The sequence below is a fragment of the Cellulomonas sp. URHB0016 genome (genome assembly GCF_054057935.1).
Window position 1 is genome coordinate 2,920,780 of sequence record NZ_JBSRZU010000001.1, and the last position, 23,384, is coordinate 2,944,163.

Below are 23,384 nucleotides of genomic sequence, written 5' to 3' on the forward strand. Positions count from 1 at the left end.
GACGCTGCGCGAGCGCACCTTCCGGGCGTCGTCGGCCGGGGTGACGATGAGCAGCATGGGGCCAGGGGCAGCGTCCCGCGGGGCGCAGGAGCCGTCCTCGCGCGCCGACGGCGTCCGCGCGTCCGTGCGCACACCCCCGGTCGTCGCGCATGGTGCACCGCCACGGCCCTCCCTGCCGGGGCCGGCCGCCACCCGGCTCGTCGGTCTGCAGCGCTCCGCCGGGAACCGTGCGGTGGTGGGGCTGCTCGCGCGGGCGGCGCCCGTGACCCAGCCGGCGGTCGTGACCGCCCCGGTGACAACCGGGCCAGTCGCCGTGCCCGCCCTGACCGGCGCGCTCGGCGAGGCGTTCAGCCCGGCGCCGGCCGCTGCCGCCGCGCCGGTCGCCGCCGTGCAGCGCTCGTACGTCAACGACAGGACCTGGACTCCCGTCGAGCCGAACACAGGCCAGGGGACCGGCGTGGACGCGATCGTCGGCCCCCACTTCACGTACGGCCAGAAGACCGGGGCGGCTCCCGGGTTCCGGCCGTACGACTACATGCGCCTCTTCAAGACCGTGACCGGCGTCTCGTACGTCCAGGGACACCTGCTGAACGACAACCTCGGAGGCCCCGCGAGGTCCGGCACCGCCCATGCCGACGAGAACCTCACCGCGTTCCCGAAGGTCCCCACCAACGTCGACCACAGCAACGGCATCGAGGAGTGGGTCAAGGCCGCCGCCGCGGGCAGCTGGTTCCGGTACCGCGTCACCATCGGGTACAGCACGGACTCGGGGCCGCGGCTGCGCAAACGGCTCGGCGCCGCCAACCTGGGCGTCGCGACGGCCGCAGGCATCGCACCGGCCGCGGCGACCTTCACCTACGCGTCGTCGCTGTTCGCGGACTGGGACGAGCTCGTCGACGCGACCGCGCACACCAACGCGGCCCCCGTCCTCAAGCCGGCCGGGATCAGCGGGACCCTCAGCCTCGCGATCCCGAGCCCGATGTCGGCGACGAAACCCGCGACCCGCGCCCTGGAGTTCCCGGCGATCCCCAACCGCTCCTGGCAGCACCACGAGAACTTCAAGCAGACCCACCGGGGGGTGTGGACCGGTGTGCTCCCTCCCGGCGGGGCCGCCAACGCACCGCCGAACCCGGCGCGCACGTTCATCCTGGCGGAGCGGTGGCGCGGCAACGACGACGCGCGCGCCGGCAACCCGACGGATCCCGGGGGGAACGCCGTGTACCTGCTCGGGCACCAGCACTACGGAGAGGGCGTCACCGGGTCCCGGGCAGGTCCGAAGTCGACGACCCGGTTCGGCCGGGGCTATCTCCTCGGCTACAAGGACTTCGACGACGGCATCGTGCACGGCAAGAAGAACCCCCTGGCGACCCCGCCGACGAACTGGGCTGCCGAGATCGCGGGCCACACCGAGCTGTGGGCGGGCGTCGCGAAGGGCAGGACGGCGCTCCTCGCCGCGCCACCCGTGACGAACCGGGCGGAGATCGCGGGCCACGCCGAGTACTGGGAGGGCGTCAAGCACGCGCGGACCCACGCGAAGGCCAGCCCGCCCGCCGCGAAGGCCGCCCAGAAGGCGGGCCACGACGACTACTGGGCGGGCATCGAGCACGCGCAGAAGTCGGCGAAGGGCACGCCCCCGGTCAACAACCTCGCCCAGAAGGAGGCGCACGACGCCTACTGGGACGCCGCCGAGAAGGTGGTCGCCAACCTCGCCGTCGCCGCCCCGACCGTGCAGGCCGGCCTGGCGGCGCACACCGACGCGCTCGGGACGATGACGTTCGCGCGCGCCAACCCGAGGACCGGCGTGGTCGCCACGCCCACGCTCGTCCAGACAGCGGTGTGGACGACCTACTGGCAGGGCGTCGACCTCGCCCGCAAGTCCGCACCGCCCGTCGTGTACACGGGCAAGGACGCCCCCGCCGCGGCTGCCTTCACCGAGTACCGCGAGGGCACGGCGCAGGCGGCGAAGAGCCTCGCGACGCTGACTGCGGCACCGCCCGCCGGTGGCGGCGCCGCCGAGGGGTTCACCGACTACAAGCAGGGCGTGGAGGCCGCCATCGGCGGCCAGCCCGCCGACGTCGCACGCCCCGCGCACACGCGCGGGTGGACCGACGCCTCGGAGGGGTTCACCGAGGGCGACGCGGCGAAGGCCCCGTCGCGGGCCGAGGGCGGGTTCACCAGCGGTCACCTGTACGGCAAGGGCGCCGCGCTCGCCCGTGCCGGAGGCGCCGCCCCGACCGGCGCGTCCACCGAGGAGGCGGTCGGTGCGACCGGGCACGGCGACTACCGCAAGGGTCTCGCGGCGGCCCGGACGGACCGGAAGTCGGCGAAGCCCGCAGACCGCGGTGCCGCGCTCGGGTTCGGCGAGTTCCTCACCGGGATCACCAAGGCCCAGGCGGGCGTTCCCGCCGGCCCCGCCCCGACCGGGAGCGAGGCGACGACCGCCGGGTGGACCGAGTACTGGCGCGGCGCCGACCTGGCCCGCACCGGGCCGTCGGGACCCTACGCGGGGTCGAGCTCGGCCGAGTCCGCGGGCCACGAGGACTACCGCAGCGGTGTCGAGGGCGCCCGGGCGAGCCTGGCGGCGCTCGCGGGCGCACCGCCCGTCGGCGGCGGGGCGGCGCTCGGGTTCGCCGACTACCGCGACGGCGTCGAGGACCGCAAGGCCGGCGCGGCCACGGACCCGAAGCGGACCGGCCAGGCACGCGGCTGGCAGGACTCCGGCGACGGGATGGCGGAGGCCGACACCGGGACGAAGCCGAGCCGCACGGACGGCGGCTACGCCAGCGGGTACCTGTACGCGCACGGCGCCGTGGCGGCCCGTGCCGGCCACGTGGCGCCGACCGGCGGCGGGGTCGTCGAGGACGCACTCACCGGCGTCGGGCACGCCGACTACCGCAGCGGCGTCGACGCGGCGAGGGCGGACCGGAACGCTTCGAAGCCGACCCGCACCGCGGCCGCGCGAGGGTTCGACGAGTTCGTGTCGGGGCTGTCGCAGGCGCAGGCCGGCGTCCGCACCGGTCCGGCGCCGGCGAGCAGCGACGCGAGCGCCGCCGGGTGGGCCGAGTACTGGCGCGGGGTCGACGCCGGCCGGACGTCGGCGTGGGGTACGCCGTACGCGGGCACGAGCTCGGCAGCGGCGGCAGGTCACGCCGACTACCGGTCCGGGGCCGTGCTGGCGCGGACCGACCTGCCGTCGATGACCGGCGCCGCACCGGCGGGTGGCGGCCGCGGCGAGGGCTTCGAGGACTACCGCCAGGGGGTCGAGCACGGCGTCGGCGGCCGCCCCGCCGACGCCACCCGGTCCGCGCACGCGACCGGTTGGGCGGACGCCATCGCGGGTGTCGCGGCGGGGCAGGCAGGTTCGGCGTCGGCCCGGACCGAGGGCGGGTTCACGAGCGGGCACCTGTACGGACAGGGTGCGGCGGCGGCGCGCGGTGGCGGCTCCGCACCCGCGACCACCGCGACGGTCGAGGACCAGCTCACCGCCGCGGGCCACGGCCACTACGGCGACGGGATCACCGCCGCCCGCGCCGACCGCGACGCGACCCCGCCGCCGGAACCGGGTGCGCGGCTCGGGTTCGACGAGTTCGTCGCAGGCATCGCGCGGGCGCGGGCCGGGCTGAGGTCGGCCCCGCCCGGCGCGGACAACGTGGCGACGACCGCCGGCTGGACCGAGTACTGGCAGGGCGTGGACCGCGGCCAGGCCGCCGTCTGGGGCGCCCCGTACGGCGGCGCGAGCTCGGCCGGGTCCGCCGGCTACGCGGACTACCGGGCCGGCGCCGACGCGGCGAGCGCCACCCTCGCCCGCCTGACCGGCGCGGCCCCGGCAGGCGGCGGTGCCGCGGTCGGTTTCGCCGACTACCGGGCCGGCGTCGAGGACAGGAAGTCGGGTGCCGTTGCCGACGTGGCACGCAGCGCGCGAGCCCGTGGCTGGCAGGACTGCGCCGACGGCATGGCCCGTGGCCAGGAGCAGGTCGACGCGGCGACCGACCGGACCGACGGCGGCTTCGTCTCGGGCTACCTGCACGCGCAGGGTGGGGCGCGGGCGCACTCCGGGCTGCCGGACGCCCCGGCGACGACACCGGAGGAGGCGGTCCGCAGCACGGGCCACGCCGGCTACACGGCAGGGCTGGACGCGGCCCGCCGCGACCTGGCCACGCCGCCGGGCCGGCTGGTGGACCGCGCCGCGTTCGACGCGTACGGCAACGCGCTCGCCGCGGCACGGACCGCGCCCCGTCGCCAGGCGGTCGGTGGCGCCGCGGGCGACGCCGCCGTGACGGACTACTGGAACGGTGTCGACGCCGCCCGGGCCCAGCCGCACGCTGCCGCCGTCGCGACCGCCTCGACCGCAGCCGCCCAGGGCGTCACCGACTACCAGGCCGGCGTCGTGCACGCCGTCGGGAACGCGGCCGGCACGCCGCCCCCCGCCACGACGGCCGGGGCGGAGGGCGCCGGCGACTACTGGTCGGGCGAGGCCCATGCGGTCGGCAGCGTGAACGCGCCCGGCGGGCACGCCGCCGCCGACACCGCCTTCCACCACTTCCGGGCCGGTCGGGCGCACGCGCGCGCCGGCCTCGCCCAGCTGCAGGGAGCGGCCCCCGCAGGCCGCGTCACCGCGCGCGGCTTCCGCGAGTACGCGGCCGGGGTCGCCGCCGGGCACGCGGCGCAGCCCGACCAGCCGGCGCGGGTCGTGTTCAGCAAGGGCTGGGGCGACTACGCGGCGGGCGAGACCGACAAGCGGAACGGCGTGCCGGCGCCCGTCCACCAGCACGGCGGCTACCTGTACGGGTACAACACCGCCAACGCCCCCGTGGCCAAGCGGCCCGGCGACCCCCTTCTCGGCGGAACGGAGAAGAAGCAGCGCAGGTGATCCCGTGTGCACGGGCGACCCGGGAGACGGGCGATGCCCTCAGCGTCGGGCAGCGACGAACACGAATGCCCCGACCGCGGTCACGGCATAGGTCACGAGCTGGACCATGCCCCCGCCGATGTTCGCGGGAGCGCCGAGGTCGGCGACGCCGAGCGCCCGGAGCACCCAGTAGGCCGCCGCGAGCGCGACCCCGACGACCAGCGTGGCGGCACCTGCGCGTCCCGCGCCGCGGCCGCCCGGTGCTGCGTCCGGCGGGCTCGCCGCACCCTCGGGCCGTGCGGTCGCGACAGCGAGGCCGGACGCAGCGCCGACGACCGCGGCGATGCTCAGCACGCCGCACAGCAGCACGGCGACGGCCGCCGGGTCGTCGGACCCGACGAGCCGGCCCGCAGCGACGTAGACCGCGATCGAGGCGATCGTCGCGGCCGCCCCCACCCGCCGTCGGTGCGAACGCGGCGCTGCCGTTGACGCGGACGTGCTCGACATCGGGTGTCCTCTGGTCGGCTGGGAGCTCCGCGCGACTACGGCAGCACGTAGTACGCGATGCCCTCGTAGCTCCATCGCGGGTCGACGGCCCGGATGTGGTCGGCCTCTGCCTGGTTCGCCGTGAAGAAGTGCTTGCCGAACCCCGGCGACCAGAAGCGGTAGAGCGGGACCGACCCGTCGACCTGGTGGAACAGCGCACAGTAGGCGACGCCCTCGTAGTGCCAGGTGGGGTCCGTCGCGATGATGTGCTCCTTCTCCTCCCAGTCCTGCGTGTAGAAGTGCTCCTGGACCACCGCCGAGTAGAACCGGTACACCGCTGAACCGAAGCTGCACCCCTTGTCACCGAGGGGGACGGCGTGGAACGCAAGACCCTCGTAGCTCCAGTTCGGGTCGGTCGCGCGGACGTGCGCCACCTCGTCGGCGTTCGTCGTGAAGAAGTGGGCGTTGGAGAAGGTCGGGCTCCAGAACCGGTACACGGGGATGCTCGGGATGGGTCGCTGCGGGGCAGGGATCACTGTGACGGTGGCGCACCCACCGCTCTGTCGCGAGCCGGCCTTCTCGAGCCACACGCACAGGTCGTAGTCCCCACCAGGCTCGTGGATCTCCGGGTCGGGAGGCTCGATGTACATCGGGATCGTGATGCTCTGCGTCCACGGGCCCGCGGTGGCGGCGAAGGTTCCCTTGGTGATCGTGTACCCGGCGCCCTGGTCCGTGACGGAGAAGCTCGCGAGCGGGGGCGCACCCGTCAGGTCCCCCCACCCGGTGCCCGAGACGACGACGACCCCGCCGGCGTTCACGGTGGACGGCGCGATGGAGATGGTCGGCGCGGTGTCAGCGTGCGCGGACGAGGCGCCGAGCAGCGCGAGGCCGGTCGTCACCGCGAGGACGGCGGCGGCTGCGACAGGACGGACGGATCTCATCTGATTCCCACCATGGAGCGGAGGACCTGCGACGGACACGGGGCTGCGGACAGCCATGACCCACGACGAGCACTCGGAGAGGCTCAGCGCCACCTGTGCAGGCACTGCCGGTAGGACCAGCGCAGCCGTCGACCGGTCGCCGACGATACCGACGATTCGCTGCGGACGTGGGCGAAACGGCCGGCTGTCTCGCGGCCCGGCGGCGTTCAGCGGCCGGTGGCTCCCGTGACGCGGTCGCGCCAGGCCCGGACGACGGCGGCCACGTCGGCCGGGGCCGCCTCCACCTGGACGACCGTGCGGGTCTCGGCGTCCCACCGGAGCAGGCCGGCGGCGTGCAGGGCGCCGTAGAGGTCGACGACGTCGTGGCGCGTCGGATGCACCGCACCGGGGACGGGCCCCGCCGCCACGAGCTCGTCGAGCGAGGTCAGGGCGGTGTCGCCGTGTGCGTTGCGGAACGGGAAGCGCAGGGACGCCAGGTCGTCGAGCGTGAGGTCGGGGTGGGTCGCGACGTGCTCGGCGTACTCCCAGACGGGCACGTCCGGCCGGTCGGCGCTCTCCGCGCCCGCCAGCGAGCCGCCGAGGAGCCTGTGGACGTCCACGCCCTCCGGTGCCGACTCGACCAGCATCCGCACCGTCGCGCGCCGCTCGTCCTCGGACAGGCCGCTTCCGCTCACCGTCGAACCCCCTGATGCGTGGCGCCCGGCCCACCCGCTCCGGACGACGCGAACGTAGTGGCGCGCACCGCGACGCGCAAGGAACGTGCGCCGACCTGCCCGGACGTCGCCGACCCGGTGCCGGAGGCGGAACCGGGCCCCGACGCCGTGGTGGCGCCGGGGCCCGGTCCCGGGGTCGAGCCTCAGGTCACAGCGGGAGCGTGACCCGCACGTCGCCCAGCCCGCGGGCGACCAGCAGCCGGCCACCGTCCGCGATCCGGGTCCACGTGCCCGACCCCGTGTCCCAGGCCCGCCACAGCCGGTCGTCCGTCTGCACCCGCACGCGGGCCGACGCGCCGGCGGCCACCGGCACCGCCGCCCAGCCGACCAGCCGCACGGGCTCGTCGGACGACGACGGCTCCAGGTACACCTGGACGACCTCGCGCGAGTCCCGCTCGCCGGTGTTGGTCACCGTCACGGACACCTCGGGCGACGTGCCGTCCTGCGACACGGCCGCGTCGGTGTAGTCCCAGGTGGCGTACCCGAGCCCGTGACCCATCCAGAACGCCGGTGCCGGGGCGGTCCCGGCCCAGTGGCCGCGGTAGCCGATGAACGTGCCCTCGGCGTACTCGACGTCGCCGTCCACGGGCGTCACTGACCAGGCGGGTGCGGCGCCGTCGGCGGCCGGGAACGTGGTGACCAGACGGCCGGCGGGCTCGAGGTCGCCGAGCAGCGCGGCGGCGACCGCGTGACCGCCTTCCTGGCCGGGCAGCCCGGCCCACAGGACGGCGTCGACCTCGTCGAGCCACGGCATGAGCACCGGGGTCGCGGCGTTCACCACGACGACGGTCCGCCGGGCGGCGGCCGCGACGGCGCTGACCAGCGCGTCCTGGGCGCCGGGCAGGGCGAGGGTCGACTTGTCGACGGACTCGGTCTCCTGCTCCTCGGTGAGCCCGACGACGACCACGGCGACGTCCGCGTCCGCCGCCGCAGCGGCGGCCTCGGCCACGACCTCGTCGACCGAGCGCGGGGCCGGGCGGGCGACGATCCCGAACAGGCCGACCCCGGCGAGCGGGTTGGCCGCGGCCTCGATCGCGGCGGCGCCCTCGACGACCTCCGTCGACGTCGGCGGTCGCAGCATCGCGGAGCCGTCCACGATGTCCCCGGCGGCCACCTCCACCGTGCCCGTCTCGACCGGCGGCGCGAGCATCTCCTCGGCGAACCCGCCCGACGAGCGCAGCTCGAACGAGCGGACCGTGTCGCCGACCCGCACGTCCCACGCGCCGACGCCGATCACGCCGAGCTCCACGGGACCCTCGGCGGCGACCTGCGCCCGGAACCGCACGGTGGCGACCGGCTCGGTGAAGTCGTCGTCGAACCCGACCATCACGGTCGGCGGGGCGTCGTGCCGCTCGTCGAGCACCGAGCCGTCGGCGGCGAGGAGCGTGACGTGCACCCCGGGGTTCCCGGTGGACGGGTCGACCACGAAGCCCGGCCGGGCGGGCACGGGGCGCGTCCGCACCTCGACGCCGTCGACGACCTGCACCGCGTCGCCCAGCAGGGCGGTGAGGCCCTCGGCGACGCTGACCTGGTACGGCGGGTTGACCTGCGCCGAGCCGCCGCCCATGTCGATCGTCTCCAGCGCGTGCCGGCCGATCAGCGCGACGGACGTGCCGCGGGTCAGCGGCAGGGCGCCGTCGTTCGTCAGCACCGTCATGCCGGAGGCGGCCAGACGGGTCAGCTGCTCGCGGCGGACGGGGGAGTCGGGCGCCGGCAGGTCGGCCGGCAGCTCGCGGAGCTCGCCGAGGGCTCCGACCCGGTCCGCCAGGACCAGCAGCCGGCGCAGGTGCTCGTCGACCACGGACTCGTCGAGCTCACCGTTGCGCACGGCGTCGACGAGGGTCTGCCCCCACGGCCCGTCCGGCCCGGGCATCACGAGGTCGAGCCCACCCGCGGCGGCCGGCGCGGCGGTCTTCGTCGCGAACCAGTCCGACATGATCAGCCCGGTGTAGCCCCACTCGCCCTTGACCACCTCGTTGATCACGTGGTCCTGCTCGGTGGCGGCGACGCCGTTGACGTCGTTGTACGCGGCCATCATCGACCACGGGTCCGACTCGGCCGTCGCGATCTCGAACGGCAGCAGGTACAGCTCGCGCAGCGTCTTGGCGTCCACCACGGAGTTCATGGTGTTGCGGGCCGTCTCGGACTCGTTGGCGACGAGGTGCTTGAGGCACGCGCCGACGGCCAGCGACTGCAGGCCCCGGACGTACGAGGCGGCGAGCTTGCCGGTGAGCAGCGGGTCCTCGGAGTACGCCTCGAACAGCCGGCCGCCGAGCGTCGAGCGGTGCAGGTTGATGGTCGGGCCGAGCACCACGTGGATGTCCTGGGCCATCGCCTCCTCGGCGAGCATGCGGCCCACCTCGGCGGTCGTCTCCTCGTCCCACGCGGAGGCGAGCAGCGTGGCGTTGGGGAACAGGGCCACCTGGCGGCCGCCGCTGAACTTCAGGCCACGGACGCCCGTCGGGCCGTCGGACAGGTTGACCTCCCCGAGGCCGATCGACTCCTCCGGCGCCAGGGTGAACGCGCTGGCGCCGGTGAGGAGGCGGACCTTGGTCTCGAGGTCGAGCTTGGAGACGAGGACGGTGGGGTCGATCGCGGGCTGGGTCGTCATCACTTCACCTTCTTGACGGGGATGATCGCGAGGGCTCCGACGAACGTCAGGGCCGCCGCCGTGAGGTACAGCAGGTCGTAGTTCTTGGCGGCCCCACCGATCAGCAGAGCACCGAGGAACGGTGCGAGCGACTGGGGGCCGGCGTTGGCGATGTTGAACACGCCGAGGTCCTTGGCGGAGTCGTCCGGGTTGGGCAGCACGCCGATGACGAGCGCCAGGTCGACGCCCATGTAGATGCCGTACGCGGCACCGAGGATCGCCTCGACCACGTAGAAGCCGCTGACGGTGCCCACCTGCGTCAGCAGGCCGAGGCCGATCGCGAACAGGGCGGTCGACGCGAACACGAACACCTTGCGGCGCGCCAGCCTGTCGGACACGAACCCGGCCACCTGGCCGACGACCACCAGCACAAGGGTGTAGATGAGGATGCCCTTGAACACCGCGGACGCCGCCTCGGCGTCGGAGAGCCCGAGGTGGTCCTTCATCCAGAAGAACCGGAACGTCGAGAACATGAAGCTGCCGAGGACGAGCATGAACCGCGACACCCAGGCCCAGGCGAAGTCGGGGTGGCGGCGAGGGCTGATCCAGAACGTGTGCGCCAGGGCCTTGAGCGTCATGGCCGGCGGGCGCTTCGGGAGCTGCTTGTCGGGGAGCACCAGCGCGTAGGCCAGCATGCCGACCACGCCGATCGCGGCGGGGACCATGAACAGCGCGATCATCTGGGACGTGAACATGCCGGCGAGCCAGGTGGCGGCGAGGATGCCGACGTTCTGCATGACGCCGCCCAGCGCGCTGATCTTGGCGGTCTGCGTCGGGGGGACCTGGTCGGCGATGGTGGCGAGGTAGGCCGCGAAGCACGCGTTGGCGGCGAGCTGTGCGAGGAACCAGCCGATCAGCAACGTCGGCACGTTGGTGCCGACGGCGATGACGAACAGGAAGGCCGCGAGGCCGAGGGACCCACCGACCATCCAGGGGCGGCGACGGCCCCACCGGGACATCGTGCGGTCGGACAGCCGCCCGAACAGCGGGTTGGCGACGAGGGCCGCGAGGGCGCCGACGCCGAGGATGAGGCCCTGCGCCGTGGTGGCCTGGGCGTCGCCGACGATCTGCGTGACCTTGATGGCCATGCTGATGGTCACCGGCCCGAGCAGCGCGATGAAGAGCGCGAGCTGGGCGAAGGCGAACGTCACCACGAACTTGGTGGTGACGGGTTGTGTGGGCGGCTCGATCGCGTACGGGGGGACCGGGCGCTCGTGGCCCGGGATGCCCGACGTGACGATGGACGCCGGCAGCTCGCTGCTGCTGGGGGTCTCGTCGATGAGCGGGTTGATGTGCTCGACCGCGTCGTGGCGCATGGTCGTTCTCCGTCTTCTGAGGGGGAGCAACTGCTTGTGGGGGAGGGCGGTTGGCTTCCAGCCACTCACTTTTGCGTGTCACTGACACGCGTCACTTGCGCGTGTAAGTAAGATCGCACAAGAATGCCCGGGAGCACAAGATGTCCGGACCGCGGAGGTTGTGAAGATGTCGGTCGACGACCGCCCCAAGCGCGTGACCAGCGCGGACGTCGCGCGCGAGGCCGGGGTCTCACGCACCACCGTGAGCTACGTGCTCAACGGGACGCCGCACCAGAAGATCCCCGACGCCACCCGGCAACGGATCATGGACGCCGTCGGACGCCTCGGGTACGCCCCGTCGGCCACCGCCCGCGCCCTGCAGAGCGGCCGGTCCGACGTGGTGCTCTGCCTCCTGCCGGACTGGCCCATCGGCCCCGCGATGGGCAGCCTCCTGGAGACCCTCTCCACCAGCCTGGCCGCCGAGGGCCTGACCCTGTACGCCCACCCGCGGGCCGCCGGCCGCCCCGTGTCCGAGGTGTGGCGCTCGCTCGGCCCCGCCGCCGTCGTCCTGTGGGACGAGCTCGACGACGCCGAGCTCGACGCCATGCGCGCGGCCGGGATCGCCGTCACCGTCGCGCTGCTCAGCCCCACGAGCCGCCGGCGGGGCGACCTCCTCGTCCCGCAGCAGCGCACCGGCCGCGTCCAGGCCGAGCACCTCGCCGCCACCGGCCACCGCCTGATCGGCTACGCCTACCCGGACGACCCGCGCGTGAAGGGCTTCGCCGAGCCCCGGCTCGAGGGCGTGCGCACCGCGTGCGCCGAGCTCGGCCTCGACGCCCCGGTGGTCCGGACCGTCGCCATGGAGGCGGACTCCGCCGCCGCCGCCGTCCGGGCGTGGGTGGCCGAAGGGGTCACCGGGGTGTGCGCGTACAACGACGACGTCGCGCTCGCCGTCCTCGCGGGCACCCGGCTCGCGGGCGTGTCGGTGCCCGGCGACCTGGCCGTCGTCGGTGTCGACGACATCCCCGCCGCGCCGTTCGCGTCACCGCCCCTGACCACGGTGCACGCCGAACAGGGCACCATCGCGGAGTACATCGCGGCGCTCGTCCTCCGGGGACTGTCCGGCCGGGCGGCCCCGCGGCGACCCGGGTCGGACATCATCCACCTCATCCGGCGCGAGTCGGCCTGACCCCCACGGGTGAGCCGGCCGGCCAGGCCGACCCGCCCGCCGCCCGTGGCTCAGCGGTCCACGAGACCGCCGCCCACCCACGACCGGATCGCGGCCACCTCGCCCGGGCTGAGCTCCATCCGGGCCCCCCGGCACAGGCTGACCACGTAGTCCGCCCACGCCGCCGCGAGGTCGGGCGCAGCCACCGCCGACGTCAGCTCGAGGCCCCCGTACAGCACGCAGGAGATGACGTAGTCGACCGTCGACCGTCCGACCGCCGCGCCGGCCTCCTGGCACGCGTTGCGGACCCGCTTCGACGTGGACACCCGCTCGAACGGGTGGGCCTTGAGGTCCGCGGCCAACGACTCCAGCAGCACCCGGTAGTTGGCCTGGCTCAGGCCCGGGGTGTCGGTGACCTTGACGACCTGCTGCTGCAGCGCCGTCGTGTCCGTGTCCGCGACCGCGCCCGGCAGGTCCGCCTCGCCGAACCGGGCCGGGTCCCACACGAAGCCCGGCGGGCGCGACGACGCCCCGACCTCGGGGACCGTCCGGGTCAGCCAGGCGAAGAACCCGCCCGGACCCCACCCGGTCGTCGCCAGGTGCGGGTCGGCCTTCTGGGCGGCCTGCGCGACCACGCCGAGCGGGAGCGGTCGGTCCGCCGAGCGGACACGCTGCAGCACGGCCCGGTGGGCGGGGGAGGTGACGACGATCGACGTCGCGACATCGTCCGCCGCGAGGGCGGGGGAGGGAACGACCGCCGGCTCGGCCGCGACGACCTCTACCGGCTGCAGGTCCTCGCTCAGCGCCGACGACGTGACCAGCTCGGCGAGGTCGTCCGCCGTGATGACGGTGTCCGCCACGGCCCGGTACGCGCTCGCGGCCGGCCCGGACGTGATGATGGTGACGCGCCGGTCGGCGGCGCGGCAGCGCAGGGCCAACGGCGTGAAGTCGGCGTCGGCGGACGCGATGACGAACTCCTCGTACCGGGTGTCCGCGGCGAGGGCGTCGACCGCGTCGAGCACCAGGTTGATGTCGGCGCTGCTCTTGCCCTGCTGGGTCAGCGACGGGCAGTCGACCACCTGGAAGCCGGCGCGCGTGAAGTTCGGTCGGTACCGCGAGAACACCGACGGGTTGAGGTAGCAGGCCCGGATGAGGAACCGGCGCGTGAAGTCGCCCTCGGGGTCGCTGCCCTGCTCCAGCTCGGACAGCCAGTGGCCGGGGTCCGTCGCGAAGGCCTCGGCCGCGTCCGGGTCCAGGCGGCGCAGGCCGATGTAGACGTTGTCGAAGTCGACGAACAGGGCGCAGCGGTAGCGGCGGTCGGAGCCGCTCGGCGGGGCGTCGGTGGTGGTCACCGACCCATCCTCCCGGTTCAGGGCGCCGGGTGCGGCAACCGGACCGGATCCGGGGCCTATGTCGTGGCGCGCCGCCGACGGGCGGGCGGCTGAGGACGTCGTCCCACCAGGCGACCCGAAGTCGTCAGCATCACCCCGACCACGACCGCGACCGCGCATACTGCCGTGCGTGAGCACCCGCCACACGAACCCGCCCACGGCGAGGGCCCGCCTGGCCGCGGCGCGCTACGGGCAGTCGATCCGGCGCGCCGACTTCACCGGAGAGCTGCTGAGCTCCGTGGCCCTACCGACGTCGATGTGGTTCGACCGCTGCCGCTTCACCCGCGCCGACCTGCGCCACGCGACTCTCGACGGGGCTCATTTCAAGCTCTGCGACCTGTCGGGTGCCGACCTGCGCGGGGCATCGCTGCGGGGCGCCTCGTTCGCCGGGTGCGACCTCACCGGAGCGGACCTCCGGGGAGCGGACCTGTTCGACGCCAGAGTCGGCGCGGTCGGCGTCGGGGCCGGCGCGATTCCCACGCGTCTCGGGCAGGCGCGCCTCGACCACGCTGGTCTGGGGGCGCTGAACCTCCCGGAGGGCACTGGCGTCCGGCTCGGCTGAGGCCGTGCAGACCGGCCGGGCCCCCGACCGTCCCCGGGGCACCGGGACGACGCTCAGGGCGTCCGGCGTATCACCGGGCGCCTCGCCCGTTCCTTCTCCCCATGGGGGACGACTCATGACGATGGCACCATCCCCGAGGGCCCCGGGCGGCGCCGGCCAGGGCGCAGGCACGATCGGCGCCCTCCTCCACGCGCACGGCCGGGAGGCGACCGCCGAGCTCGACCAGGTCATGCGGTCGGGCGCGGCTGCGCAGGCGGTACGGCGCGACCGGAACGCGAGCCGCTACCTGTCGCTCAACCGGTCCACGGCCCTGTGGGCCGCCATGCAGCTCGACCCCTCCACCCGCCGGCTCCTGCGGTCGAGCGGGCTCGACGCGGCTGCGTTCACGAGCGCGCTCCGGCTCGACGACGTCGCAGTGGCGCCAGGGGCCACCCTGCCGACGCTCAACGAGGACCTGCACCGTGCCCTCGACGACTACCTGCCGCACGTGCGCGGGCGGCGGCCGATCGACGTCGGGGACGTCGTCCTCGCGATCCTCCGCGACGTGCGCGCCCATCCGGACGAGGGCCGGCTTCCCGGTCGCCTCGCACGTCATGGGCTCGACGTGGACCGGGCCGCGGCCGCGGCGGAGCGGTCCGTCGGGAAGCGGTCCCCTGAGCCCGGCCCGTCCGATGGGCCGCCCGTTCGACCGCCGGGCAAGCCGCGCGCCGAACCGTTCTCCGAACCCTTCGTCGAGGAGCCCACCGAAACGTTCTCGGAACCCTTCGTCGAGGAGCCCACCGAAACGTTCTCGGAACCCTTCGTCGAGGTCTCCTCAGAGGCGTTCTCCGAACCGTTCCACCAACCGTTCTCCGAACCGTTCCCGGAGCCGTTCGCCGGCGCGTCGTCGGGGGCACCCTCCTCGTCCTCTGAGCCGCCTGCAGAAAGACCACCGCTCGCTCCGGTCCCTGCGCCGCCTCCGCCCACCGACGAGGCGCCCCCCGGCGAGCCGTCCGAGGTGGAGCGCTGGTTCACGCCCGCCGTGCTCGCGGCGCGCGCCCGGCTGGGGCCGACCGTGCCGGTGACCGCCGGGGCGATCGTCGAGCAGCTCCGGATCACGGTGGTGGGCGAGGTGGATCCGGCGCAGGCCCTGGACGTGGACGCCGGTTCCACCCAGCCGACCGACACGTGGCTGGACCAGATCCTCACCCTCTACGACCTCGACGCCGTCGCGAGCTCCCACCACGCGCGGGTCGACGAGAGCCTGACGTTCCTCGGGCTGGCGGTCCTGGACCGGGCGCTCTCCGCGTACGCGGACCGGACCGGTCTTCGGTCCAGGATCGAGGACCGGTCGGCGCTGCGCCCACGCGTCCGCGAGGAGACCGACCTGCTGGGCGACGGCCCGGCCCGGAGGGACACCCTCCGGCGCAAGCAGCTCGCGCGGCACCTCGCCCTGCGCATGCGGAGCTTCGCCAGGTCGGCCGACCGCACCGACAACTCCCTGCTCGTGCTGCTGGACGCCCCGTGGGGTGCCGGGAAGTCGTCGGTGTTCGTGTTCCTGGAACGTGCGCTCAGGTCACCGGCCCCGCCGGGCGACCGCGACGCCGACGAGCCACCCGTCGAGTTCCTCGTGGTCAAGATCAACGCGTGGCGGGAGCAGCGCGTCGGCGTCCAGTGGTGGACGTTGCTCAACGCGCTGCAGCGCGCGCACGTCGGGTCGCGGACAGGCCGCAAGCGGTTCACGGCCCGGGTCGGCATCGCGTACGACCGGGTGGGGGCCCGGTGGTCCTCGCTGATCGTCGGCATGGTCCTCGCCCTCGGGCTCGTCGTCGCCGCCCTGGTGCTGGGGGCGGACAAGCAGAACGTCGAGATGTGGCTCAAGGTGTCCGGCGTGGTCATCGCCGCGGTCGGCGCGGTGTTCGCGGCCCTGCAGTACGTCGCACCCAGCTCCGGACGGGCCGCCCGCAGCCTCGTCGCCCGGGCCGACGACCCCATGCACGAGGTCCGCGAGCTCTTCCGCCGCACCCTCCGGCGCGCCGGGCGGCCGGTCGTGTTCCTCGTCGACGACCTCGACCGCTGCGACGCCGAGTACGTGGTCGAGTTCCTCGAAGCGGTGCAGACGCTGGTCCGCGACGTGCTCGACGGCCCGACCGACGGGCTGTCCGACGGGCAGGCGGACCTGCTGACCGACGAGCAGGCGGACGGGCTGACCGACGGCCCGACCGGGGGACGGGCTGCCGGGGCGCGCGACACCCGGGCGAAGCGGGGGCCGTCACCGCGCATCTGCCTCGTCGTCGCCGCGGACGGCGCGTGGATCCGCAGGAGCTACGACACGCACTACGAGACGTTCTCGGCCACCGCCCAGCCGGGTCGCCCCCTGGGCTACCTGTTCCTGGAGAAGCTGTTCCAGCTCCGGGTCCGCCTGAGCGCGCCGACCGCCTCGTCGAGCGCCGACTTCCTCGCGGAGGTGCTGGGCAGGGCGCCGGCGGACGCCGACGTCGAGCAGACCGCACGGCCGGCTGGTCCGGAGCTGCGGGCACGAGCCGAGAACCCGGCCACCGTCGACGACCTGGGCGACGTCGCGCAGCACCTGGACCGGCTGCCGTCCGCCGACGCCCGGCTCGTCGAAGAGCAGGTCAGGAGCACGTTCAACGATCCGGAGTTCCAGCAGCGGGTCGCCCACGCGCTCGAGCCGTTCGCGGAGCTGCTCGACTCGAACCCCCGGAGCATCAAGCTGTTCGTCAACCACTTCGGGATCCTGCACTTCCTGCGGCTGAACGACCGGGTGCCGATCCGCCTGGAACCGCTCGCCCTGTGGACGATCGTCGAGGTCCGGTGGCCGCTGCTCGCCGAGCACCTGCGGGCCCACCCCGAGGCCGTCGACGATCCCCAGGCCGCCTACCAGCTCCCCGCCGACGTCCGGCGCCTCCTCACCCGCGCGGACGTGCGCGCCGTCGTCGCGAGCGACCGGTGGGGGCCGCTGACCGCCGACCTCGTCCGGCAGGCCGCCGGTTCCTGACGGCGGCCGACCGGCCACCGTCACACCGGCTCGGGCGCGTCCTGGGCGTCCGTGTGTGCGACGTGCCGGAGCTGGTGCCAGATCAGCACGACGAACAGCGCCGACCCGACGAACGCGAACCAGAACGGTGCGGTGACCCCGCGGTTCTGCGCGAGCACCCCACCGATCGCGGACCCGATCACGAGCCCGCCGAACACGCCGACGAGGTTGACGGACCCGACCCGTCCCTGCAGGGCCGTGGGCACGGCCCGCTGCCGCACGGTCACCGACGTGGTGCCCCACACGAACGCGTGCATGCCGAACACGAAGAAGATGCCGAACGCGACGGCGGGGGTCGTGGTGAGCGCGAGCGCCAGGTGCGTGAGCGTCTCGACGACGAGGCCGGTCCGCATGAGGTTCGCGAGGCTGACCCGCTGCGTGATCCACCCGTACGAGGCGGTCCCGACCAGGCCGCCGAGCGCGCCGACCGTGGTGATCAGCCCGAACCCCACGGCGCCGAGCCCGAGCCGGCGGTGCGCGTAGAGCACCAGCACCGACCAGGCCGCGCCCCAGGTCACGTTGAAGATGAAGATCGTCAGGACGAGCGTGCGGACGGCCGGGTGGCGGAACGTCCAGCGGACGCCCTCGGCGATGTCGGCGCGGAGGTGGCTGCGGTGCGCGGGCTCGACGCGGTGCGGCGGCAGCTCGACGCGGGACACGAGCACGGCGCCGAGCGCGACGAGCACGGCCTCGGCGGCGAACGGGCTCGCCTGGCCGGCCGCGAACAGCAGCGCGCCGATCGGTGGCCCGACGAGCTGGTTGACGGTGACGAACCCGGCCTGGACGCGGGAGTTGGCGAGGGCGAGGTCGTCGCGCACCACGAGCATCGGGACGAGCGTGCTGGACGCGTTGTCGGCGAACGTCTCGGCGGTGCCGAGCAGGAACATCGCCAGCAGGACGAGCGCGATCGACGCGACGTCCGTGAACACCGCGACCGAGAGCAGCACGAGCACGAGCGCCCGCACCAGGTCGACGGTGATGACGAGCCGACGCCGGTCGAGCCGGTCGGTCAGGGCCCCCGCCCACAGGCCGAACAGGAGCGGCGGCAGCCACTGCAGCAGCGCCGCGAGCGCGACGAGGAACTCGTCCTGCGTCCGCGAGGCCACCAGCAGCGGACCCGCCGCCAGCACGATGCCGTCGCCGAGGTTCGACGTCCACGACGACGCGAGCAGCCAGCGGAACCCACGGCCGAGCCGGGGCGGCACCACGGTGTCGAGGATCCGGCTCACGAGGCGCAGACGTCACACGTCGGTACGGTGCGCGGTCACGTCGGACCGCTCGCGCGGCACCCCCGGTCGCGCCGCACCGACGGGCCCGGTGCTCACCACGCCGACTCGTCGTACCCGCTCGGCACCGGCCCGTGCCGCCACATGGGGGAGCCCGGCGGTGCGACCAGCGTGACGGTGCCGCACGGGGAGTCGAGGTCGACGAGGTACGGGTCGGGGTCGGGGTGCGGTGCGGTGGCCGGCTGCGGCGACCGTGGCGCGGCGAGGAGCCAGGTCGCGAGCTGCGCCAGCGAGACGTCGGCGTGCCACGTGCCGCCGCGACCGGCCTCCGTCACGGCCCGCATCACCGCGGCCGCGACGAGGTGGCCCGCGGCGTGGTCGAGCGCCTGCGCGGGCAGCACGCCGGGCGAGCCGTCCTGCCCCCGGGTGGCGTGTGCGATCCCCGTGGCGGCCTGCACGATCGAGTCGAACCCGCGGCGCCCCGCCCACGGACCGGCCGTGCCCCACGCGGACAGGCTCACGACGACGAGCCCGGGCCGCCGCTCGGCGAGCTCCGCCGACGAGAGGCCGAACCGGGCGAGCGCGCCCGGGCGGTAGCCCTGCACGAGCACGTCGGCGCCGTCGAGCAGGTCCTCGAACCGTTCGCGTCCGTCGCTCGTCGCGAGGTCCAGGTGCGCGTGCCGCTTGCCGGGACCGACGTCGAGCAGGGTCGCGGGGTCCTCCGGCAGGCGAGGGCTGTCGAGCCGCAGCACGTCCGCGCCGTACGACGCGAGGGTCCGGGTGCCGACCGGCCCGGCGATGACGCGGGTCAGGTCCAGGACGCGCAGGCCGTCGAGCCGGGGGACCGTCGGCCGTGCGTCGCCCACGCGGGCGAGCGTCAGCAGCGGCAGGTCCTGCACGGCCCGGCCCGCGTCCGACGCCGACCAGTCCTCCTCGGTCCGGACGCGTGCGGCCACCCCGCCTGCCGCGACGACCGCGTCCTCCACGGCGGCGGCGGGCATGGTCGCGGCCGCGTCGAGCGGATCGGGTCCGAGCGCGTCGTGCAGCGCCCGCACGTGGTGCGGGTAGTTCGCGTGCAGCCGCACCCAGCCGTCCGCCGTCGCCGCGAAGCGGGACAGCGGCGCGAAGCGCCCACCCGCCGGGTGGCCGTCGAGCCGCAGGAACCGCTCGCTGCGGAACGCGATCCCGATGTGCCGGGCGTCCAGCGCCACGGGCGCCGTCGGGGCCGACCCGGTGCCGAGCTCCTCGGCGGCGAGCCGCTGCGCCGCGACGGCTCCGAGGGCCAGGTCGCCCACGCCCAGGACCGAGTCCAGGCCGGTGTCGCCCATGACGCGCACCAGCGAGGTGAGGTCGGGATCGCCCCCGAGCGCCTCCCAGGCCGGCACGAGGACCACGTCGACCTCCGCTCCCGGCCGCGCGGGGACGGCCGCGCGCACCGCCGTCCAGCCTGGCACGTCGGACACCGGTGCCGCACGTCCTGCCGCACGTCGGCACCGTCCGGGGCGGCCTCGACGAGCGGCACCCGCCTTCGGCACGATGCCTGGCATGGCAGAGGAACGGCACGCGTCCTGGCTCGAGCTGTTCTTCGACCTCGTGGCCGTGGCGGGCATCGGGATGCTCGCGCACCTGCTGGAGGAGGACGAGACCGGCGGCGCCCTCGCCGTGTACGTGGTCGCGTTCACCGCGTTCTGGATCGTGTGGGCGTGCTTCACCACCTACGGCAACATCGCGGGCGAGGAGACGCACACGCCGCAGATGCTCGCCGGGATGGTCGTGCTCGGCGTGATGACGGCCGCCGTGCCCGAGATCCGCGAGGAGCACGCCCGCGCGTTCGCGATCGCCTACGTGGTCGGCCGGGTGATCGCGGCGCGGCCCTGGCGGCAGGCCACCGTCGTCGTCGACCTCCCGGTCGTGCAGGCCGCGGTCGGGGTGCTGCCGTGGGTCGCCTCCTGGTGGGTCGACGGCACGGCCCGGTACGTCCTGTGGGCTGTCGGGCTCGCGCTGGACCTGCTGATCCTGCTCACGACGACCCGTGAGCGGCTCCTGGCCGACAGCCAGTCGCGGCTCGACCGGGTGCTCGCGAGGGTCGCCGACGGCCGCGGGCGCGGCCGCGGCCGTCAGGGCGGCCGCGACGACCGGCGCCAGGGCCGCGAGCTCCCCACGACGGTCGTCGCGATGGACGCCGACGCCCCGCACCTGGGCGAGCGGCTCGGGCTGTTCGTCCTCATCGTGCTCGGCGAAGGGCTGGTGCAGGTGATCGACGCCGCGAGCGAGGCCACCTGGGACCGGCAGCTCGCGGTCACCGGCGCCGGTGCGTTCGCGCTGGTGTTCGCCCTGTGGGCCGTCGCCGTACGCCGCGGGTACGCCGGCGTCGCGATGCTTCCGCAGGGCGGCATCACCCCGCGCCTGGCTTGGGCGGCCCACCTGTGCGCGACCCTGGCCCTCGCGACCGTGGCGGCGGTGCTCGGCGGGCTCGTCGCCGACCCTGCCGCGCCGGTGAGCGACCACGACCGGGTGCTCGCCGTCGCGGCGTACCTGCTGTACGGGTTGCAGTCGGTGGGGATCCACCTGGCCGTGGGTCTGCGCGCGTCCGGTCCCGACCGGCGGGCGGCGCTCGACCGCGCCGTGCGCATCGGGGCGCCCGTGCTCGTCTCGTCGGCCCTCGTGCTCGTCCTGCCTGAGGCCGCTGCGGAGGCGGTGGTGTGGCTGCTCGCCGGTGGCATGGTCGCCGTCGTGCTGCTGACGGGGCCGCGTCCGTCAGGCCGGCTCGGCCCGCGCCGCCGGACGGGTGAGCCGGCGCCCCGGCCGGCCTGACGCACAGGCACCCGGCCACACACCCGCGTCGCCCTCACACCACCACCGGCACGCGCCCTCGCACCGCGACCCGTGCGGCCCTCACCCGCCCGACCACCGAGATCGTGCCGGCGGGGGGTCCACAATGCCTCTGTGCTACGACTGACGCTCTCCGTCCCGCACGACCTGAGCGCGCAGGTCGTCGACGCACTGTCCGACGACCGGGCGGTGAGCAGCCTGACCGTGCTGCGCGACGCGTCGGTGCTGCCGGTCGGCGACGTCGTGATCGCCGACGTGGCGCGTGAGGCGACCGACGGCGTCGTGGAGCGCCTCGTCGGCCTGGGGGTGCACCGCGAGGGCACCCTGCGCGTCGACGAGGTCGAGACGTGGGTGTCGCAGCGCGGGTTCGACGCCGAGCGGGCGGCCCCGGGCAGCAGCGCCGACTCGGTGGTGTGGGCGGAGGTCACGCAGCAGGCCTACGAGGACTCGGAGCTCAACTGGACCTACGCGAGCTTCATGTGCCTCGCGACGATGATCGCCGCCATCGCGCTGCTGCTGGACTCGCAGGTGCTCGTGATCGGCGCGATGGTCCTCGGCCCGGAGTTCGGTGCGGTGGTGGCCCTCGGCGTGGGGCTGGTGCGACGCCGGCCGATGCTGCTGCGCCGGGCGGTGGTGACCTTGTTCCTCGGCTTCGCGCTGGCCATCGTGGTGACCGCCGGGTGGGCGCTCGTCGGGGAGGCGGTCGGCTGGGTCACGGTCGAGGACTTCGCGCGGCCGCGTCCCGACACGTCGTTCGTCTTCTCGCCCGACCGGTGGTCGATCGTCGTCGCGGTCATCGCGGGTGCGGCGGGGGTGCTGTCCCTGACATCCGCCCGGCTCGGTGGCCTGTCCGGCGTGTTCATCTCCGTGACGACCGTGCCGGCCGCGGGCAGCCTCGCGCTGAGCCTGACGTTCGGCGCGTGGTCCGAGGCCCGCGGCAGCGCGCTGCAGCTGCTGGTCAACATCGTCGGTATGGCGGTGGCCGGCTGGGCGACGCTGCTCGTCCAGCAGGTGGTGTGGCACCGCGTCGCGAGGCGGCTGAAGCTCCAGCGCGCCGGTGCTCCGCCACCGGGAGCCGGGTCGTCACGCGCCCGCGCATGACAGCACCGCCGACGGGCTGGGGCCGACGCCGTGCCGGGTGTGACGTGGTCGCGGCAGCAGCCTGGGATGCCCGGACCTACGGTGGCGGTATGGATCCCCTCAGCCCGACGGCGCCCCCGCTCGACGGTCGTGTGGTCCTGACGCAGGACTGGGTCCGGCTCAGCTTCCTGCACTGGCGGGTGGACCCGTCGCTCGTCGTGCCGCTGCTCCCGGCAGGCACCCACCCGGACCTGTACGACGGGACGTCGTGGGTGGGCCTCATCGCCTTCCGCGTCGAGCGGTTCGCGATCCTCCCCGGGCCGCCGCTGCCGTACATCGGCACGTTCCCCGAGATCAACGTGCGCTTGTACTCGGTCGACGACGACGGACGCCGCGGGGTCGTGTTCCGCTCCCTCGAGGCGACGCGGCTCCTCACCGTGCTCGGCGCACGCGCCGCGACGAACGTGCCGTACGAGTGGGCGCGGATGTCCGTCCGCCGGACCGGTGACGCGATCGACTACCGGTCGACCAGGCTCACCGGCACCCATCCCTCCACCCGCATCGTGGTGCGGCCCACGCGCGAACCGGTCGTCGGTGACCCGCTCGCCGACTTCCTCACCGCTCGATGGGGCGCGCACACGAGCATCCTCGGCCGCACCCGGTACGTGCCCGTCGAGCACCAGCCGTGGCCGCTGCGCCGCGCCGAGCTCGTGACGCTGGACGACGAGCTCGTCGCCGCCGGCGGCCTGCCGGGCGTCACGTCCCGACCGCCGGACTCGGTGCTCTACTCGCCGGGCGTCCACGCACGCTTCGCGATGCCGCACACGGCCGTCCACTGACCCTGGGCGCGGCGTGACCTGCTGCTCTACGCTCGGCCCATGCTGATCCTTGGCCTGATCCTGTTCGGGATGCTCGTCGGTGCCGCAGCGCAGCTCGTCCTCGGGAGGCGATCCGGCCGGGTCGACTGGACCATGGCGATCGTCGCCGGTCTCGTCGGCTCGTTCGTCGGTGGCCTGCTCGCCAGCCTGCTGGCGGGGGACGGGCTGGAGCTGCGACCCAGCGGCATCATCGGCTCCATCGTCGGTGCGGTGGTCATCACCGCGATCTGGCGCTGGTCGCGCACCCGCTCCGCCGCCTGACGAGCGCGGCCGGCC

General features: G+C 74.7%; 16 protein-coding genes. 8 read left to right on the forward strand and 8 right to left on the reverse strand.

What is annotated here, in order from left to right:
- Positions 1-55: 55 nt before the first annotated feature.
- The gene (locus ACVW07_RS13445) at positions 56-4,870 is read left to right on the forward strand and encodes a hypothetical protein (protein ID WP_456819737.1); all 4,815 of its coding nucleotides are present in this window, start codon (positions 56-58) and stop codon (positions 4,868-4,870) included.
- A gap of 39 nt (positions 4,871-4,909) precedes the next feature.
- On the opposite strand, the gene ACVW07_RS13450 is transcribed toward ACVW07_RS13445, so the two are convergent.
- From ACVW07_RS13450 to ACVW07_RS13470, 5 genes are all read right to left on the reverse strand, one after another.
- On the reverse strand, positions 4,910-5,356 hold the full coding sequence (locus ACVW07_RS13450) for a hypothetical protein (protein ID WP_456819738.1): 447 nt from the start codon (positions 5,354-5,356) through the stop codon (positions 4,910-4,912).
- Between the two features lie 35 nt (positions 5,357-5,391).
- Positions 5,392-6,276 carry a hypothetical protein gene (locus tag ACVW07_RS13455; RefSeq protein WP_456819739.1) on the reverse strand — a complete coding sequence of 295 codons (885 nt, stop codon included), beginning with the start codon at positions 6,274-6,276 and terminating at the stop codon, positions 5,392-5,394.
- A gap of 206 nt (positions 6,277-6,482) precedes the next feature.
- Positions 6,483-6,950, reverse strand: coding sequence for a hypothetical protein (locus ACVW07_RS13460; protein ID WP_456819740.1), 468 nt, complete (start codon positions 6,948-6,950; stop codon positions 6,483-6,485).
- Positions 6,951-7,137: 187 nt separating this feature from the next.
- Complete coding sequence (locus tag ACVW07_RS13465) at positions 7,138-9,600, reverse strand: glycoside hydrolase family 3 C-terminal domain-containing protein (RefSeq protein ID WP_456819741.1); 2,463 nt, start codon at positions 9,598-9,600, stop codon at positions 7,138-7,140.
- Positions 9,600-10,955 carry an MFS transporter gene (locus ACVW07_RS13470; protein ID WP_456819742.1) on the reverse strand — a complete coding sequence of 452 codons (1,356 nt, stop codon included), beginning with the start codon at positions 10,953-10,955 and terminating at the stop codon, positions 9,600-9,602. Before ACVW07_RS13470 ends, ACVW07_RS13465 begins: the two co-directional genes overlap by 1 nt.
- 166 nt (positions 10,956-11,121) lie before the next feature.
- Here ACVW07_RS13470 and ACVW07_RS13475 point away from each other — a divergent pair, with 166 nt between their 5' ends.
- Positions 11,122-12,123: a LacI family DNA-binding transcriptional regulator gene (locus ACVW07_RS13475; protein WP_456819743.1), complete on the forward strand. Its 1,002-nt coding sequence runs from the start codon at positions 11,122-11,124 to the stop codon at positions 12,121-12,123.
- 50 nt (positions 12,124-12,173) lie between these two features.
- Here ACVW07_RS13475 and ACVW07_RS13480 read toward each other — a convergent pair whose 3' ends face one another.
- Positions 12,174-13,454, reverse strand: a complete 1,281-nt coding sequence (locus ACVW07_RS13480) for an NYN domain-containing protein (RefSeq protein ID WP_456819744.1) — start codon at positions 13,452-13,454, stop codon at positions 12,174-12,176.
- A 169-nt stretch (positions 13,455-13,623) separates the two neighbouring features.
- Between ACVW07_RS13480 and ACVW07_RS13485 the strand changes: the two genes are divergently transcribed.
- Entirely contained in the window at positions 13,624-14,055 is a 432-nt protein-coding gene (locus tag ACVW07_RS13485) for a pentapeptide repeat-containing protein (RefSeq protein ID WP_456819745.1), read from the forward strand.
- A gap of 115 nt (positions 14,056-14,170) precedes the next feature.
- Complete coding sequence (locus tag ACVW07_RS13490; protein ID WP_456819746.1) at positions 14,171-17,053, forward strand: P-loop NTPase fold protein; 2,883 nt, start codon at positions 14,171-14,173, stop codon at positions 17,051-17,053.
- Positions 17,054-17,073: 20 nt separating this feature from the next.
- Here the strand turns inward: ACVW07_RS13490 and ACVW07_RS13495 are convergent, their stop codons facing one another.
- Together ACVW07_RS13495 and ACVW07_RS13500 are read right to left on the reverse strand one after the other, a co-directional pair.
- Positions 17,074-18,321, reverse strand: coding sequence for an MFS transporter (locus ACVW07_RS13495; protein ID WP_456819747.1), 1,248 nt, complete (start codon positions 18,319-18,321; stop codon positions 17,074-17,076).
- A 92-nt stretch (positions 18,322-18,413) separates the two neighbouring features.
- Complete coding sequence (locus ACVW07_RS13500) at positions 18,414-19,781, reverse strand: CoA transferase (protein ID WP_456819748.1); 1,368 nt, start codon at positions 19,779-19,781, stop codon at positions 18,414-18,416.
- Positions 19,782-19,863: 82 nt separating this feature from the next.
- Here ACVW07_RS13500 and ACVW07_RS13505 point away from each other — a divergent pair, with 82 nt between their 5' ends.
- The 4 genes from ACVW07_RS13505 to ACVW07_RS13520 all read left to right on the forward strand — a co-directional run bounded on the left by ACVW07_RS13505 (position 19,864) and on the right by ACVW07_RS13520 (position 23,369).
- Positions 19,864-21,132, forward strand: a complete 1,269-nt coding sequence (locus ACVW07_RS13505; protein WP_456819749.1) for a low temperature requirement protein A — start codon at positions 19,864-19,866, stop codon at positions 21,130-21,132.
- 132 nt (positions 21,133-21,264) lie between these two features.
- Positions 21,265-22,251: a DUF389 domain-containing protein gene (locus ACVW07_RS13510; RefSeq protein ID WP_456819750.1), complete on the forward strand. Its 987-nt coding sequence runs from the start codon at positions 21,265-21,267 to the stop codon at positions 22,249-22,251.
- Between the two features lie 89 nt (positions 22,252-22,340).
- The gene (locus ACVW07_RS13515) at positions 22,341-23,069 is read left to right on the forward strand and encodes a YqjF family protein (RefSeq protein ID WP_456819751.1); all 729 of its coding nucleotides are present in this window, start codon (positions 22,341-22,343) and stop codon (positions 23,067-23,069) included.
- A 39-nt stretch (positions 23,070-23,108) separates the two neighbouring features.
- The gene (locus ACVW07_RS13520) at positions 23,109-23,369 is read left to right on the forward strand and encodes a GlsB/YeaQ/YmgE family stress response membrane protein (RefSeq protein ID WP_456819752.1); all 261 of its coding nucleotides are present in this window, start codon (positions 23,109-23,111) and stop codon (positions 23,367-23,369) included.
- Positions 23,370-23,384: the final 15 nt, after the last annotated feature.

What these genes read in the sequence shown, in the direction of transcription:
- ACVW07_RS13455 (WP_456819739.1), bottom strand. Translation starts at nt 6,276, where the DNA reads ATGAGATCCGTCCGTCCTGTCGCAGCCGCCGCCGTCCTCGCGGTGACG.
- ACVW07_RS13470 (WP_456819742.1), bottom strand. Translation starts at nt 10,955, where the DNA reads ATGCGCCACGACGCGGTCGAGCACATCAACCCGCTCATCGACGAGACC.
- ACVW07_RS13465 (WP_456819741.1), bottom strand. Translation starts at nt 9,600, where the DNA reads ATGACGACCCAGCCCGCGATCGACCCCACCGTCCTCGTCTCCAAGCTC.
- ACVW07_RS13490 (WP_456819746.1), top strand. Translation starts at nt 14,171, where the DNA reads ATGACGATGGCACCATCCCCGAGGGCCCCGGGCGGCGCCGGCCAGGGC.
- ACVW07_RS13515 (WP_456819751.1), top strand. Translation starts at nt 22,341, where the DNA reads ATGGATCCCCTCAGCCCGACGGCGCCCCCGCTCGACGGTCGTGTGGTC.
- ACVW07_RS13475 (WP_456819743.1), top strand. Translation starts at nt 11,122, where the DNA reads ATGTCGGTCGACGACCGCCCCAAGCGCGTGACCAGCGCGGACGTCGCG.
- ACVW07_RS13450 (WP_456819738.1), bottom strand. Translation starts at nt 5,356, where the DNA reads ATGTCGAGCACGTCCGCGTCAACGGCAGCGCCGCGTTCGCACCGACGG.
- ACVW07_RS13505 (WP_456819749.1), top strand. Translation starts at nt 19,864, where the DNA reads ATGGCAGAGGAACGGCACGCGTCCTGGCTCGAGCTGTTCTTCGACCTC.
- ACVW07_RS13445 (WP_456819737.1), top strand. Translation starts at nt 56, where the DNA reads ATGGGGCCAGGGGCAGCGTCCCGCGGGGCGCAGGAGCCGTCCTCGCGC.
- ACVW07_RS13520 (WP_456819752.1), top strand. Translation starts at nt 23,109, where the DNA reads ATGCTGATCCTTGGCCTGATCCTGTTCGGGATGCTCGTCGGTGCCGCA.